We start from the raw sequence: 16,012 nt of genomic DNA, 5'->3' as shown, positions 1-16,012 counted from the left end.
TTTATATCGAACGAATCTCCATAATCTTTTCCTCGAAATTCTCTTTGTATTTAGACTTACCCTTAATCCTTGTCTTATACGTATAGATCGTGGATACAGACAGGTCCATAAAGTCAGCGAGTTGATGACTGTCCTGAATGCCCAGTCTGTATAAAGCGAAAATACGCTGTTCTGTATTAAGCAATTCCCCATTTCGGTGATTGAAGTCATTATCTGTGGGGAATAAATTCATGAAATCAGCTTTAAAAGAAGGGAAAAGGGTTAAGAATACTTCATCAAAACGATGAAATAATTGCTCCCTTTCCTTTTTTACACTATATCGGTTCAGTATGGTAATCACTTCTTCCGGTTTTCTGGCAATGATCTTCTTAAGTGAACTCTTTTGGATCGAGTCTATCTTCTTTATGAAATCGGACGTAGCATTTAGAAAGTATTTGATGTATTCCTGTTTTATCGCATCTGCTTCCCTGAGACTTTCATTCATTTCTCGTAAACGTTCGTTGCTTTCGGCGAGAATCTTTCTGGAAGCACTCCTCGCCATAAGCTGTTTGATGATGATCGCTATAAAGATCACGATGATCACCCCGAGTACTGCCAGTAAAAATATGATCGACTCCAGAAAATCATTCTTTTCCTTAATATTGAAAAGCTGAGCCTCTTCGATAATAGGAAGAATTGCTGATATCTCCATTTTGCGATGTCGCGCATTGTAGGTCATCGCATCTTCCATGGCCAGGTGGATATAGCGATTAGCACGTTCAACCTGATCGATCTTAAAGAGTTCATTGGCAAGATTGCGCAATGCCACCGTTTCCCGGGTTGCATTTTTGATATCTGAAATTGCCGCCATCGCCAGATAGCGTATCGCTTTTTCATTCAGACCTTGTTCAGAATAGATATAACCCAGACTGGAGGTGGCAATGCCATAATATTTCGGACTAAGATCAAAGTTATTCAACCAGTACGTAAAAGCGAATTCTGCACCTTTCCAATCCTGCTGTTTCATTCTTTTTAAACTCTCATTAGCCCAGTATTCATTCGATTCGGTATCAACCAGTTTAATAGATTTCTCCAGATGCTGATTCCCCTTTCGTATATAACTGAGTGTAAATCTGGGATCTTTGTTATAGTCAGCCAGGTCAAAATAGGTTCTGGCCAGAACACTGTGAAAACGGGAACGATCTACAGGGGAAAGATCGGTAGTATCGATTATCTTTAAACTATCAAGGGCTTCCTTGAATAATCCCGACGAGAGCAGAACAAAACCCTCACTGATACGTGCACCCGATAACAGGGAATCACTACTGCTATTAAAGGCGCTTTGTTTCGCTTTATCAAGATAAAAATAGGCAGTATCGTACTTGAAAGAGCAATACTCTTCAAAGAGTTCAGTATACGTATTATATAATTTTAGCTGATCGTTACTCAGATTATGCTTCTCGATCGATTTCTTTAATTTCTTGATTCGATCGAATTTCAGGGATGTGTAATAATCCCGTTTCAGGATTTCCTGATCTAACGAATCCAGAAAAGAATACTGTTGGCCTGAACTAACAGAGATAAAGAGAAAAATAAATAAAGGAGTAAATAATTTTAATTTCAATTTGGTCAGGTTTATATCGATAAGCGTTTTTAGCATAAATCAAGGTTCGATTCCTTTCAGACTTGCTGATCATAAAAGTACTCCGGATCCTTCGATCGTAGTTCAGTAAAAAGGATGAAATTTTTTGAGGCCCCCAGAATTTTATTTTATTGACAAAAATCAAAGCCAATATATTGCTTTTTGTAAAATCTAAAGCTTTATAATTATAAATATAGCAATCTACAACGTTGTATATAAGAGGTTTTTTCTAAATATTTTCTTGATTTTCAAACATTTGTAAATTTATTACATTATTGAAAATCAGATAGTTATGTAAAATCAACACTTTGATTTATCTTGATTTTTTCTCAACATTTTTCATTCGCCAATTTCTACAGATAGATTTGATTATCCCGATTGGGGTACCAAACTTTTGATAACTAAACTAACTTGATTTATGAATTTTCAACGCATGAGATTATTTCTCTTCGGTGTGGTCATTTGCTGGCTTACCGCATGTGATAATCAGGATGACGGTTCTTATGTTGCACCGATCACCTTGTATGAGAAAGTGCACGGGGAATGGTCATTGATGAAACTCACCATGATCGATGAATTCGCAAGAGCGAATGGAATTACTCCCGACGAACAGAATCTGAGTACACTCTTTAATTACCCTGATTTCAGGATCAGCTTCAATGTTGACGAGGCTATGAATCCGACCAGATATCAGGTAATGGGAGATGTTCCTCCTTTGTTCGAACCAGAGGGTTTTTGGATGCTGAGCTCTGATTTTCAACCTACGAATTCAGCGGCAGTAAGGATCTTGTTATACCAGAATGCAGACCATTCGGTTCAGACCGGTGAACTCAGACTGACCTCTGTTCCCGGAAGTAACGGGGAAATGGAGATCCAATTGGTAAGGATTACCGAAGGCGTTCCTTTCGTGTCCTATGTTTTTAATCTAAATGCCAGTAACCCATGAGAACAATAAAGAATTATGTTTATACCCTGATAGGGTTTTTCATGCTTTGTCCGCTTTTGACTGAAGCTCAGGAGGAAGCCGGTGACGTTGGTAAAATCTGGTCTTATCCGGTCGTATATGCTTATGATGAGGAGGTGACCTGGTATTTCGATCTGTCGGGTACGACCTTTGCAGAGAATCAGGATATCTATATCTGGATCTGGTCTCCATCGGAACCGGATGCAGGGAACTGGGAGAACTCTTCTGATTTTGCAAAACTGAACTACGAAGGGGATATGATCTGGAGTTTTACACTTATCCCTACTGAATATTTCTCGGTAACGCCAGAAGATATTGCCGCAAGTGCCGGATTCTGGTTTCGCCTGAAGAATAAAACCGGAAGTATACAATCCGGGGTTGCCCAGGTACCCTATACCGTTTTCTCCTCCTTTTTTACTTCAGATGAAATGATACGTGCCTATCCTGAAAAGCCGGCATTGGATGAAGGATTGAGTATTATGTTCAATTCCAATCTGGTATCAGGTTTCGAGGGGGTGCCGAGCGTGCATATGCATGCCGGTCTTAACGATTGGGAAGTACTTCAGGAATATCAAGCCTGGCTTCCTGAGATCACTGAAAAAACGATGCTAAAGGACATGGGTGATGGTTTCTATAAAATGGACCTGATACCTTCCGAATATTTCAATACGGAAGAAGGCTATATCATGACCAATATGCGTTTCCTTTTCGTAGGAAAGGATTGGGTTGTCACCTCACCTGACCAGGTGTTATTCGCAGCAGAGTATATCCCGCCACCACCGCCTGAATTCAGGTTCTTTCCCCTACGAATCAGTCAACAGGATTTTCTGGGCATGATCCGGATAAATAATGAAAGAGGAGTCACTACCCTTTCTTATACCATTACGGCAGGTAGTAAAGTGATCACCGGTGAATTTAACGGAGGTATCAGTGAAATAAAAGGATTCGTGGATCTGGTCTCTGAATTAAAGGGAATTTCCGGATTAGACGAAATACATGTACTGGTAAAAGATAATAATGATCGCGTGATCTCCGATACCACCATCCCTTTGGCTAAATAACTCTGCAAGACTTTGCATTTACAATCTTAAAAATTTGATTCGAATGAATACAATTAATCATAAATGGCGTTTGCAGTCGGTAATGCTATTTCGAATATTGATCCTTTTGATCATGTTGTTCGGAATGGGTTTCCAGGTACAGGCGCAGGAAAAAATAAACGTCAGCGGAACTATATATGATGGCGATGGTGAAGTTTTACCCGGAGCAAGTGTAATTGAAACGGGTACCTCAAATGGAATTACCACCGATTTTGACGGTAACTTCAGCCTTCTGATCACACCGGGAAATTCGATCGAAGTTTCTTATATCGGATTTATAACACAAACGTTGGTAATAGAAGCAGCGACGAGTACGCTTGTGATCACGTTGAACTCCGATACGGTGAGTCTTGACGCTGTTGAACTTGTTGCGGTTGGGTATGGAACCATGAGGAAATCTGACCTGACGGGGGCTATATCTACAGTTTCTTCAGATGATCTTGTTAAAGGGGTGATCTCTTCCACAGAACAAGTACTTCAAGGAAAGGTGGCCGGACTAACCGTGGTTCAGGGTACAGGAGATCCGAGTAGTGGTGCTACTTTACGACTCCGAGGAGGAACTTCCCTAACCGCAAGTAACAATCCGCTTATCGTAGTCGATGGGATTCCAGGGGTTGATATCAATGCCGTACAGCCATCCGATATTGCTTCAATAGATGTTTTGAAGGATGCCTCAGCTACTGCGATTTATGGATCCAGGGGAGCTAACGGAGTTATCATTATCACTACAAAAGGGCAAGGTGCAGGAACCTCTGTTACCTATACCGGATTATCGGGAGTGAGCTATGCTTCTAATCATATTGATATGTTGTCTGCTAATCAATGGCGAGATTATGTCAGAACGAATGGAATACAGGACGCTATTGACTTCGGGGGTAATACAGACTGGCAAAAGGAACTCGAACAGACCGCATATACACAGTCGCATACCCTGAGTTTTACCAATGGGAAAGAAGACAGTGGCCTAAGAGCATCTCTGTCGTTTCTGGATAATGAGGGAATTGTTCAAACTACCGGTCTTGAACGATTAAGTGCTAATATCAGTACTTATCAATATGCGTTACAGAAGAAATTAAAATTCGATGTCGGACTCTTTGCAAACATCGATAAATGGCATCCACTGGATTACAGAATCTTCGAAAGAGCTTTCAACCTGAATCCAACTATACCGGTTTATGATCAGAATGGTGAATTCACCGAAGTTGGAGGGACACTTTATGAAAATCCGGTAGAGATATTAACCAACAGAGTTGCCGATGACAAAAGACATCGTCTCCTTGGATATTTTAAGACAGAACTTGAGTTTTTACCGGATTTCAAAGCGGTGGTGAATCTGTCCCTGGAACATAATGCACATACAGGAAGCGGGTACAAGCCGTCTTATGCTGTAATGGAAGGAAGAACAGAAGGCGGTTATGCGAATAAGAACTATGATGAGTATACCAATATGCAGCTTGAATCTTATATCACCTATACCAAAGAAATCGGGGATCATAATATCAATGCTATGGTGGGGTATTCTTTCCTCGAGAATCGATACGAAGGTTTCGGTGCTCAGCGTAGCGGATTTGAAACCGACCTCTTTGAATATAATAATCTCGGAGCGGGACAGGATTACAGGTTAGGGGATGTCTATTCCTATAAGGGGAAGTCAAATCTTGTCTCCTTGTATGCGAGAGCCAATTATTCTTATGATAGTAAATATATGTTCACCGCTACGATACGAAGAGACGGATCCAGCCGATTTGGTGCGAACAATAAATGGGGTGTGTTCCCGTCGGCCTCAGTAGCCTGGAGAATCTCCTCAGAAGATTTTATGGAAGGGACATCAGTATGGCTGAACACTTTAAAACTTCGGGTAGGGTATGGAGTAACCGGAAACCAGGATGGTATCGGTGAATACCGATCCTTGTCCATCCTCGGAGTAGGAAATGACAGCTATTATGATGCTGCTTCAGATACTTGGAAATTGGCTTATTCGCCAACACAGAACCCAAATCCTGATTTGAAATGGGAATCGACGGAGCAAACGAATATCGGACTCGATTTCGGGCTCTTCGGCAGGATCACCGGTTCATTGGAATGGTATTATAAATATACCAATGATCTTTTATATACATATGAAGTGCCGCAACCACCTTATCTCGTGGGAACCATGCTCGCTAATGTTGGAGAATTATCGAATACCGGTGTGGAACTTACATTAAATGCGAATATTATCGATGGTGATAAGTTCACCTGGGATGCCAACCTTAATCTTTCCCATAACAAACAGGTGATCGAAAAGTTGTCTAATCAGGTATATGAGACTGATATTATCTACAGTGGGTCACTTCACGGGCTTTCGGGATTCTCCAATCAATTTTCACAAGTTATTCGTGAAGGTTATCCGGTAGGTACTTTCTGGGGATTACAAAGTGAAGGGTTGGATGAGAACGGAGCATTTATTCTGGGGTCGGAACCACAGAAGATCGGGGATGTACAGCCGACACTTAATCTCGGATTGGGAATGAATTTCTCTTATGGAAATTTTGATCTCGGGTTTACCAGTTATGGAAGTTTTGGCCAAAAAGTACTGAACGCTACAAATATGATGTTATATGATCCGAACCGGTTACCTACGTATAACGTTCCTGATGATTTCTTAGGTAGTGGTATTACTTCAAGTCCTACCTATTCGAGTTACTGGGTGGAGGATGCTTCTTTTTTCAGATTGCAGACCGTAACCCTGGGGTATACATTCCCTGTATCGGGAGTTTTTTCAAATATGAGAGTTTATTTACTGGGTGAAAACCTTGCCGTATTTACCGATTATTCAGGAGTTGATCCAGAAGTGAGTACTACAGGTTTGGCAAATCCGGGAATCGACAGGTTTAACAGCTATCCAAGGCCGACAACCATTTCCTTCGGACTGAACCTAACCCTTGGTAAATAAGCGATGAATCATTAAAAATGAAGACGATGAAACTAAAAAACATTATCATATTATTAAGCGCCGTCGCTTTGTCATCCTCCTGCACTAATTTAGATGAGGAGTTGTTCGATAAAGTGAAAGACGAAGATTTTGGAACGACACCCAAAGAAGTGGAAGCACTGGTGGGAGGGGCCTATTCTTCCCTGCGTGGTTTTAATGACGGAATATCCATTTCTTTCCCTACCTGTGAATACGTTTTTTTCCTGAACGAAGTCGTGTCTGATGAGGCGACTATCCCTACACGGGGACAAGACTGGTATGACGGAGGAAGATATCAGGATGCTCAGCGTCATGAATGGAGAGCTGACAACGGAATGATCCTTTCTGCATGGAGGTATTGTTTTACCGGAATTGCAAAGATAAATTCCATCATTTATCAGATCGATCAGTCGGGATTAACCGAGGCGGATAAAAAACCGATAAACGCAGAGCTTAAGGCGGTAAGGGCTTACTATTACTATATGCTACTGGATATGTTCGGAAATGTACCGATCATTACAGATTTTGAAGATCAGGATCTTCCGGCGAATTCTTCCAGACAAGAAGTATATGATTTTGTGGAGACCGAGCTTACTGAAGCGATTCCCTACCTACCTTCTGGTATTGTATATTCAAAGTTTACTCAGAATGTTGCTTATTCCATTCTTGCCCGATTGTATTTGAATTCAGAAGCCTTTGTCGGAGTAGCCAGATGGCAGGACTGTATCAATGCGTGCCAAAAGGTTTCCGGATATTCCTTAACACCTGATTACTTTGCAAATTTCATTACGGAAAACCAAAGCTCCCCGGAAATAATTCTGGCAATTCCATATGAGTCAGATGCCGGCACAGTAGGCAACTACCTCTCTTCAATGACCTATCATTATCTCCATAGGTTTACCGTTTCAGCCACTGGAGATTATCCTTGGTGTGGGAATGGGATCTGTGCACAGCCTGGTGTATTTTCCAGCTTTGAAGATGTCGACAGACGTAAATCTGCAATGCTGGCTGGTGAACAGATAAATCTCGCTACTGGTTCAGTGCTGATCATGGACAGTGGAGCGCCACTTGACTATACCGAAGAGATCGTGAACTTTACCGATGCCAAGCAGAATGAGGGAGTAAGACTAGCGAAATATGAAGTTAAGGCTGGTGAGAAATGGGAAAGAGATCATGACCTGGTAATCATTCGATATGCTGAAATTCTGATGATGCAGGCAGAAAGCTATGTAAGGATGGGCTCTCCGGATCTTGCGCGTCCATTTTTGGATCAGATCTCAGAAAGAGCCGGTACGGAAACTCCTGAATTGATAGATCTGGCCTATATAGATAAAGAACTCCTGCGTGAATTCTGTTTTGAAGGCAGAAGAAGAACCGACAATATCCGGTTTGGTACTTTTTTCGAACCATGGTGGGAGAAAGGGACTACCGATACCTACAGAGGTATTTTTCCGATTCCACAGGTGGAATTGGATAAAAACACAAACCTGGTACAGAATCCGGGATACTAGTGGTTTATGAATCCAGCCTTCCGGTACTGACCTGCCGGAGGGCAATTCTAAAAGTAATTGATTGTGCACCTTATGAAATATTATTTTCTAAAACTGATTTTAGCTTGTGGCTGCCTGATGTTATGGACTCGCTGTAGTAATGACAATGGTTCAGATCCGGATAGACCCGATCCTGAAGTTGAGATTCCTGATCCCACAGCTATTGCTAAAACCAATCAAACCAAAATGTATATGCATTTTATGACCTGGTTTGAAACAAAAGAAAGTAGCGGGAACGGCCAATGGGGATATCACTGGACCATGAGCAACAAAAATCCGGATGTGATGGATTCAGATGGAAAGCGTGAAATAGCATCCTATTTTTACCCATTAACCGGACCGTATCATTCAGGAGATCCGGATGTAATCGATTATCAACTATTGCTCATGAAGTATGCTGGAGTGGATGGTGTTCTTATCGATTGGTATGGTACCTATGATGTAAATGACTACCGAATGATCTTCGACAATACCGAGGTGGTCAGGGAGCATCTGTTGATGGTTGGACTTGATTATGCTATAGTATACGAGGACAGGTTTTTACAGCAGGTAGTTGAGGCAGGCAAGGCCCCCACTCAATTGAGTGCAGGAAAGAACGATATGAGATATCTGGACCGCGAAATGTTCGCCGACGAAAATTATATCGAAATAGACGGAAAACCACTCTTGCTTTGCTTCGGACCAGTGACCTTACAAACCGAAGAAGAATGGACCGATATGTTCAGTGTTTTTGAGGAAGCCCCGGAATTCTTTACGTTATGGTATGAGTCAGGAGATGCCGGAGTCAATGCTACGGGAGAATATTCCTGGGTCTATGAGGATAATTCACATCTGAAAGATTTTTATGAAGTACGTGCCCCTGAATTGCAGAACTCTATGGGATCTGCTTATCCAGGGTTCGTTGATTTCTATGAAGAAGGCGGAGCGGAAAGTAGCATAGGTTTTACGATACCTCATAACGGAGGGGAAACGCTGAATGAAACTTTACAGATGGCTTCGGGATCAGAGTTGTTACAACTGATCACGTGGAATGATTATGGGGAAGGCACCATTTTAGAACCGACTCATGAATTTGGGTTCGACTATGTCAATCGCCTTCAAACCTATGCCGGGGTACAGGCTTCAACAGAGGTCTTCGAAGGGATCTTTAAATGGTTTCAACTTCGAAAAAAATACGCTTCAGACCGTGAAGTTCAGCATAAACTGGACGATGCCTTTGCCTGGTTTGCTGCTGCAAAACCGGAAAAGGCGCTCGAAATCATTAATGGAATTTAAATTAGATCAAGTGAAATATAAAAGAATTACAATAGTACTCTTACTATTTATCTTAAGTATTGTAATCACTTCCTGTGACAGAAAAGTGCAATACTCCGTCTATTCTCCAAATCATAATCATGAAGTGATCTTTAGGCTATCTGATAGCGGAGAACCCAGCTATGAAATAAATTCTTCCGGGAAACAGATCATACTCAGTTCAGCATTGGGTTTTAAATTTATGGATCAGAATCCAATCAATACTGATCTGGAAGTTGAAAGTATCGCCGTTGATTCTGTAGATGAGTTCTGGGAGCAGCCTTGGGGCGAATTCCGCAAGATTCAGGACAAGTATAATGAACTCTCGTTGCAATTAAAGGAAAAGGGAAATGAGGGTCGACGGATAAATTTCATCTTTCGTGCCTTTGATGATGGTATTGCGTTTCGATATCATTTTCCGGAACAACCGGGGATGGAGGATGTGAGGATTACAGATGAACTGACAGAATTCACTTTTCCTTCCGATGAGGAGGTTTGGTGGATGCCGGTACACAGAGAGAACAGCTATTATGAAAGTTTTTACAGAAGAACTGAAATCAGCGCTACTGATACGATCAATACTCCGGCAACCTTTGAATCGGTCAATGATAAATATTTGGCAATTCACGAAGCAAACCTTACAGATTTTGCATCGATGACCTTGCTAAACACTGGAAACAATCGCTATAAAAGTGATTTGGTGCCGTGGGCTGATGGGATTAAAGTATACACAAAAGCACCTTTTAATACTCCATGGCGTATAGTTATGATCGGAGATACTCCTGGTGATCTTGTCACTTCTACCATGATGCTCAATCTTAATGAGCCTTCAAAGATCGACGATACATCCTGGATCGTTCCTTCTAAATATATCGGTATCTGGTGGGGGATGCATCTGGATAAATATACCTGGGGTCAGGGTGAAAAGCATGGAGCTACCACTGCAAACACAAAAAAATACATCGATTTTGCTTCTGATAACAACTTTGACGGAGTTTTAGTGGAAGGTTGGAACCTTGGGTGGGATGGAGATTGGACCGCAGATGGTACGGCTTTTAGTTTTACAGAGGCTTATCCTGATTTTGATCTGGATGAGATAACAAAATATGCGGCAAGTAGAAATGTCAGGCTCATCGGACATCATGAGACTGCAGGAGCGGCCACGCATTATGAATCACAATTGGAGGATGCTTTTGGGATGTATGAGAAGTTAGGAGTTAATGCCGTGAAGACGGGTTATGTAAATAAATATCTGGATAAGAAAGAATGGCATGATAGCCAGTTTGGCGTGAGACACTATCGCAAGGTTATAGAGACCGCTGCCAAATATCATATTATGATCGATAATCATGAGCCCGTAAAAGGTACCGGTATTCAGCGTACGTATCCTAATCTTATGACACAGGAAGGAGGCAGAGGACAAGAATATAATGCCTGGTCGCCGGATGGGGGTAATACACCGGAACATACCACGGTGATGCCGTTTACCAGAATGTTATCCGGACCATTTGATTTTACACCAGGGATATTTGATTTTGATTATAAAACTGCATCCGGCACCCGTGTTCAAACCACTTTGGCAAAACAGTTGGCCCTTTATGTCGTTCTCTTCAGTCCGCAACAAATGGCGGCTGATCTCCCAGAGAATTATGAGGGTAATCCAGCATTTAATTTTGTCAGGGATGTCCCGGCCATATGGTCTGAAACGGTTGTTCCTGATTCGAAAATAGGGGACTATGTTGCCATTGCAAGAAAGGAATGGGAAGGTGAAAACTGGTACATGGGAGTAATTACCGATGAAAATTCAAGGAAGCTGGATATAGATCTGAACTTTCTGGGAGATGGCAAATATCGAGCGGAACTTTATACCGATGGGGAAGGAGCCGATTACCGGACAGATCCATATCCGATTAAGTTCTCTACCGAGAACTACACAAATGGAGATAAACTAACTATAGCATTGGCACCCGGAGGTGGGGCCGCGATTAAATTTATTCCGGTAACGGAATAATTATTTGGTGTTAGCTTGAACTGTAAGAGCCGGGAAACCTTGAACCCGGCTCTTTTTTAAGGGTATTCTATGAATTAATAAAAGGCTGTCCGAACAGGACAACCTCTTACCTGGTGTAAAGAAAAAATGCCGGTCATATTTCCGGCATATTCTCCCGACAATTAGAGTATTTTCTTTTCCACTTCTTCGATTATATGTTTTGATCTTATGTAAAAAACTGCAGCACATATCAGTGCAATGCAACACATTACATCCAAAATGAATTCAAACCCTATGGCGTTATAAAATCCGGAGGAAACAATCTGAAATAAGATTTTCATGACCATCACAAAAATACCGGTGAACATAACGGGACCTGTGTGTTTTTGGAAAAGACTACCCAGTAAAAGATAGAGATTTCCTAACAGGATAGGTACAAAGGCAGCTTTGATGACAATATTCCTTGTCATAAGCAGGAAACTGTCGTCTACCGACAGAGATCTGGCATAGAGGTAAAGGCCTAGGGCGATCACGAAGTTGACGGCTCCGATCACGTAATAGATCATTTCTGCAATTCTGATATTCCCCTTGGCTAGTTCAGCCTTTGATTCCAGAATGATTCTTGCCGCAAGAGAATGGTTTGATTTTGCTGAGTAAGACATAGTTTTTCGGGGTTAAATAGTTCAAAATGGTAAAAAATAGGTTACTTGATTGTATTTCAGCTATTAATCAATCAAAGCGGGCTTACGAATATAAATCAAATATCGGTAAAGTGCACTATAAAATCGATGAAATGCACTACAAAAGTTAAAAAAAAGTGAAAATATGCCTTTGAAGGCCATTACAAGTGGGTTAATAACGTGTAAATGTATAATTAACACAGTTGCAGTAACTTAAAAATCCAAAGGAGAAATTGGATTTATCGCTTTTATCAGATGATTTTTTGCTTGATTTTGAGATACAGACTTACCTTAAAGAGGTCTTTCTCCCGAAGTGTTAGCCATAGGAAGATCAGGCGAATTTTACCTCAAAGTGGAAACCGTCTTTTTCAAGTTTACGGTATTTCCTGTGATTGAACTTATATAATTTAGCGGGACGACCGCTTTTTGGTTGATAGATCTTATCGGTTTCTAACAATAGATCGTAACTCATGATCTTCTTTCGGAAGTTTCTGCGATCGATCTTTTTATTCAATATGGTCTGATAGAGGTTTTCCAGATCTGAGAATGGAAATTCTCTTTTAAGCAATTCGAATCCTACGGGTTGATAATTGATCTTAGCCTTTAAACGTTCCCATCCTTTTTCGATGATCTCTTTATGATCATAGGCAAGATCCGGAATTTCATCCAGATTAAACCATTCTGTTTCCATATCTTCTCTGGAAGTACAAAGGATAAAATGACGTGGATTGATAAGAGCCAGATAGGCTACACTTACAACTCTACCGCGGTGGTCACGATCCACCGAGCCAAACGTGAATAATTGTTCCAGATAATTCACATTCACTCCTGTTTCTTCCTGTAATTCTCTCGAAACTGCACATTCAACAGATTCATTATCTTTGACAAAACCTCCGGGTAATGCCCATTTAGGAATGCCGCTTCCATGGTTCTGTTTCGTTAACAGGATTTGCAAGTGATTTTGTATGTAACCAAACACTACTGCATCTACAGCCACCTTTATGTGTTGTTCCGATTTGAATGACATCTTTGCGTATATAGTACACAAAAATACGGAAGTTTAAAGATATGGGCAATAGAATTTTGTACGGGATACCCACGACACACTTTGTACTTTTCTTAAAGGTTATTTCAAATAGAACCTATGGGTTGTTCAAACGTGTTGATCGATCAGAATTATATTTCCATCCGGATCTTTTATCAGGAAATTCGCGGGGCCTTTAGAACCGGGATCTGCTTCTGTCAGCAGTGTCAGACCATTTGATTTAAAATCCTTTTGGATACTTCTTATATCATCGAATTTCATCTGGGTTTCTGCATTTTGATTCCAGCCGGGATTAAAAGTAATGATATTATTCTCGAACATTCCCTCGAAAAGTCCGATGAGAGCATCCCCGTTCTTCATGATCAGATACTTTTGAGCTTCACTACCGGCGAAGATCTCAAACCCGATTTTCGTATAGAATTCTTTGGAAGCTGAAAGGTCGTTGACCGCCAGACTCAGGGAAAAGGCACCAAGTTTCATCGTCGAAGTTTTTTAGTAATGTTAATTCCTTTAATATTTTAGTAATAATCAGTATGTCAGTAATATATGAAAAAATATTTCTACAAAATAACTATCTTTAATCAAGAAGATATTCCCGAGCTTTCCTACACTGCTTTTCAATTTTAGATAAATCTGTTACTATGAAATACTTTATCATTATTGCCTTGTTTTTCGTAAGTGCCAACGGATTGGCCCAGGAAACAAGATTGAATGTCTATTTGAATTATGCTTTTGACGACAGTTTCAATTCATATTATTCTTCCCGTGAATATTATGATGGAAAGATCAAAGGAAGTGCTCAGTGGGGTGGGGGAATTGAATTCCTTCCAGCCCCCCATACAGGAATTGAATTGCTATATCTACGCATGGATACGCACGCACCTACCTACTTCAGATCGTTGAATACTTCCGTTGAATATGTTGATTTCGACTTAGGAATCAATTACATTCTGGCAGGGGGGAATCAATATTTTCGCAGGGTGGGGTCACCATTGGAAGGTTTTTTTGGTCTTCTTGGAGGGATCGCTATCATCAATGTTAAAGACCCTTCAACCGGTAGTAGTTCTAATGGAACGAAGTTTGCATGGGGAGCACGTCTCGGTGGTACTTACTGGCTTTCTACCAGGGCTGGATTCAGATTACAGGCACAATTGATCTCCTCGCCTCAGGCCATCGGTGGCGGGCTTTATTTTTCCGGATATGGACCGCAGGTAGGACTTAATACGTATTCCAGTTTTGTGCAATTTAGTTTAGGTGGCGGACTTGTTTTCAGGTTGAACTAAATATATATTCACCGACGTATTCAGAACTTCTTACCAAAGACAAACCCAATGCCTATAATGTCATAAACATCTTTGTTGATATAACATAAAGAGACCGAAAGCTCCCATTCGTTTTTCTCAAGAATAACATATTCAGATCCAAAGCGCATCACTTTCAGGGTTTCATTTTTGTCGGTTTCAATTCCTGCTCCGATGGCAAATGTCCATTTCGGGATCACCTCATAAGTAAATCCGACCGTCAGAAGGATAGCGTTTTCCCTTTCAAGAATCTTATTGTCTTTTTCCTGAATTCCAACTTTAATGATGTCGATATCATCATAGGTACTTATGGCCCATTTTTCAGCAAACCAGTATTCATAGGAAAGTCCCAAAGAGGGTGCAAAAATGGTTTGTTTGTTTCCTGTTTCCGGGTTTCTCCCTTTTGGAACCCAGGCATATCCGGTATACAGTGACAATTTATTTTTAAGCCAGGATTCATTTTCGACTTCTTCATTTATAGTAACTTCTTCTTCCTGAGCTTTTACAGTATGTTGTGTAGCGAAAAAGAACAACAGGAACAGGCAACAGTATCTGATTCTGATTAACACGTTGAATTTAAATGACATTCTGATTGGATTTAATTCAAGATAAAAATAACATAAATAACTGATAATGAGCTATCAAAGTTTGTGTTTTAGATCTTGTTATAGGAAATCCTTAATTTTTGCCCGATGATTTTTTTGTTATAGGAAATAACCAACAATATTTTACTGTTATACTTTATTAATAAGGTTTTTATATTCAATAAAAATCCATAAATTGCTTATTATTAGTTAGTTGCTCTTAATTTTAAAACCATCTATCTTTCCGCTTATACTGATGTGTATCTAAAACATTAGTATTATGAAGATTTTCATCTCTTTTCTGACTATTGGGGCGTTTTTACTCTTATCCTGTGGAGGAGCCACCACCAAAATGACTGGATCCTGGAAAAATCCGGATGCCAAATTCGACAAGAAATATAACAGTGTGTTCATAGCCTTTATCGGATCCAATGTTCAACTGAAGAATCTTTTGGAAAATGAACTTGCTGAAAAGGTGAGTGCAAAAGGTGTTAAGGCTGTTAAGAGTCATGATATCTTCAAGCAGACTTTCTCGAAGGAGAACATGCCTACCAAGGAAGAATTGCTGGAAGAGATCAAGTCTACAGGGTGTGAAAGCATTTTTACAGTAACTCTGAAGGATACAGAGACTTCAACAAGGTATGTTCCCGGTTCAACGACCTATGCTCCCATGGGATATGGGGGGTATGGCAGATTCTATGGATATTATTCCAGTTATTATCCAATGACGTATGATCCCGGATATTATACGGAAGACAAGAAGTATTTTGTAGAAAGCAATTTTTATGATACCGCTACAGAAGAATTGGTGTGGTCAGCTCAATCTGCGACCTATAACCCAACCGATTACGAGAACTTTATCGAAGGATACACCAAGGCATTGGCTGATCAGTTGGTGAAAGATGGGGTTATCAAAAAGGGTTTGTAGTTG

At 40.6% G+C, this 16,012-nt stretch carries 13 protein-coding genes; 8 read left to right on the top strand and 5 right to left on the bottom strand.

Going from position 1 to position 16,012, the window contains the following annotated elements; translation table 11 throughout:
* Position 1: 1 nt before the first annotated feature.
* Positions 2–1,639: a DUF6377 domain-containing protein gene (locus DMZ48_RS00275; RefSeq protein ID WP_143953100.1), complete on the bottom strand. Its 1,638-nt coding sequence runs from the start codon at positions 1,637–1,639 to the stop codon at positions 2–4.
* Positions 1,640–2,054: 415 nt separating this feature from the next.
* Here DMZ48_RS00275 and DMZ48_RS00270 point away from each other — a divergent pair, with 415 nt between their 5' ends.
* The 6 genes from DMZ48_RS00270 (at position 2,055) to DMZ48_RS00245 (ending at position 11,492) form a co-directional block, all read left to right on the top strand.
* On the top strand, positions 2,055–2,567 hold the full coding sequence (locus DMZ48_RS00270; RefSeq protein ID WP_143953099.1) for a DUF5004 domain-containing protein: 513 nt from the start codon (positions 2,055–2,057) through the stop codon (positions 2,565–2,567).
* Entirely contained in the window at positions 2,564–3,646 is a 1,083-nt protein-coding gene (locus DMZ48_RS00265; RefSeq protein WP_242009063.1) for a hypothetical protein, read from the top strand. Before DMZ48_RS00270 ends, DMZ48_RS00265 begins: the two co-directional genes overlap by 4 nt.
* Before the next feature lie 43 nt (positions 3,647–3,689).
* The gene (locus DMZ48_RS00260) at positions 3,690–6,620 is read left to right on the top strand and encodes a SusC/RagA family TonB-linked outer membrane protein (RefSeq protein WP_143953098.1); all 2,931 of its coding nucleotides are present in this window, start codon (positions 3,690–3,692) and stop codon (positions 6,618–6,620) included.
* Positions 6,621–6,646: 26 nt separating this feature from the next.
* Positions 6,647–8,149 (top strand): RagB/SusD family nutrient uptake outer membrane protein, encoded by a 1,503-nt coding sequence (locus tag DMZ48_RS00255; protein WP_143953097.1) that lies wholly within the window; start codon positions 6,647–6,649, stop codon positions 8,147–8,149.
* 72 nt (positions 8,150–8,221) lie between these two features.
* Entirely contained in the window at positions 8,222–9,463 is a 1,242-nt protein-coding gene (locus DMZ48_RS00250; RefSeq protein ID WP_143953096.1) for a glycoside hydrolase family 99 protein, read from the top strand.
* A gap of 10 nt (positions 9,464–9,473) precedes the next feature.
* A complete protein-coding gene (locus DMZ48_RS00245; protein WP_242009062.1) occupies positions 9,474–11,492 on the top strand; it encodes a glycoside hydrolase family 97 protein in 2,019 nt (672 codons plus the stop codon).
* A gap of 161 nt (positions 11,493–11,653) precedes the next feature.
* Here the strand turns inward: DMZ48_RS00245 and DMZ48_RS00240 are convergent, their stop codons facing one another.
* From DMZ48_RS00240 to DMZ48_RS00230, 3 genes are all read right to left on the bottom strand, one after another.
* The gene (locus tag DMZ48_RS00240) at positions 11,654–12,133 is read right to left on the bottom strand and encodes a hypothetical protein (protein ID WP_143953094.1); all 480 of its coding nucleotides are present in this window, start codon (positions 12,131–12,133) and stop codon (positions 11,654–11,656) included.
* Between the two features lie 349 nt (positions 12,134–12,482).
* Positions 12,483–13,178, bottom strand: a complete 696-nt coding sequence (locus tag DMZ48_RS00235) for an NUDIX hydrolase (RefSeq protein ID WP_143953093.1) — start codon at positions 13,176–13,178, stop codon at positions 12,483–12,485.
* A gap of 126 nt (positions 13,179–13,304) precedes the next feature.
* The gene (locus DMZ48_RS00230) at positions 13,305–13,676 is read right to left on the bottom strand and encodes a VOC family protein (RefSeq protein ID WP_143953092.1); all 372 of its coding nucleotides are present in this window, start codon (positions 13,674–13,676) and stop codon (positions 13,305–13,307) included.
* Between the two features lie 161 nt (positions 13,677–13,837).
* On the opposite strand from DMZ48_RS00230, the gene DMZ48_RS00225 reads away from it, so the two are divergent.
* Positions 13,838–14,479 (top strand): hypothetical protein, encoded by a 642-nt coding sequence (locus DMZ48_RS00225; RefSeq protein ID WP_143953091.1) that lies wholly within the window; start codon positions 13,838–13,840, stop codon positions 14,477–14,479.
* Positions 14,480–14,499: 20 nt separating this feature from the next.
* Here the strand turns inward: DMZ48_RS00225 and DMZ48_RS00220 are convergent, their stop codons facing one another.
* Positions 14,500–15,084 carry a hypothetical protein gene (locus DMZ48_RS00220; RefSeq protein WP_143953090.1) on the bottom strand — a complete coding sequence of 195 codons (585 nt, stop codon included), beginning with the start codon at positions 15,082–15,084 and terminating at the stop codon, positions 14,500–14,502.
* Between the two features lie 277 nt (positions 15,085–15,361).
* On the opposite strand from DMZ48_RS00220, the gene DMZ48_RS00215 reads away from it, so the two are divergent.
* Positions 15,362–16,009 carry a hypothetical protein gene (locus DMZ48_RS00215; protein ID WP_143953089.1) on the top strand — a complete coding sequence of 216 codons (648 nt, stop codon included), beginning with the start codon at positions 15,362–15,364 and terminating at the stop codon, positions 16,007–16,009.
* Positions 16,010–16,012 lie beyond the last annotated feature (3 nt).

Origin of the sequence: Robertkochia solimangrovi, from assembly GCF_007279655.1 — a bacterium.
Classification (GTDB): domain Bacteria; phylum Bacteroidota; class Bacteroidia; order Flavobacteriales; family Flavobacteriaceae; genus Robertkochia; species Robertkochia solimangrovi.
Note: the sequence above shows the minus strand (reverse complement) of the source record. Positions and strands in the feature narration are given on the sequence as shown.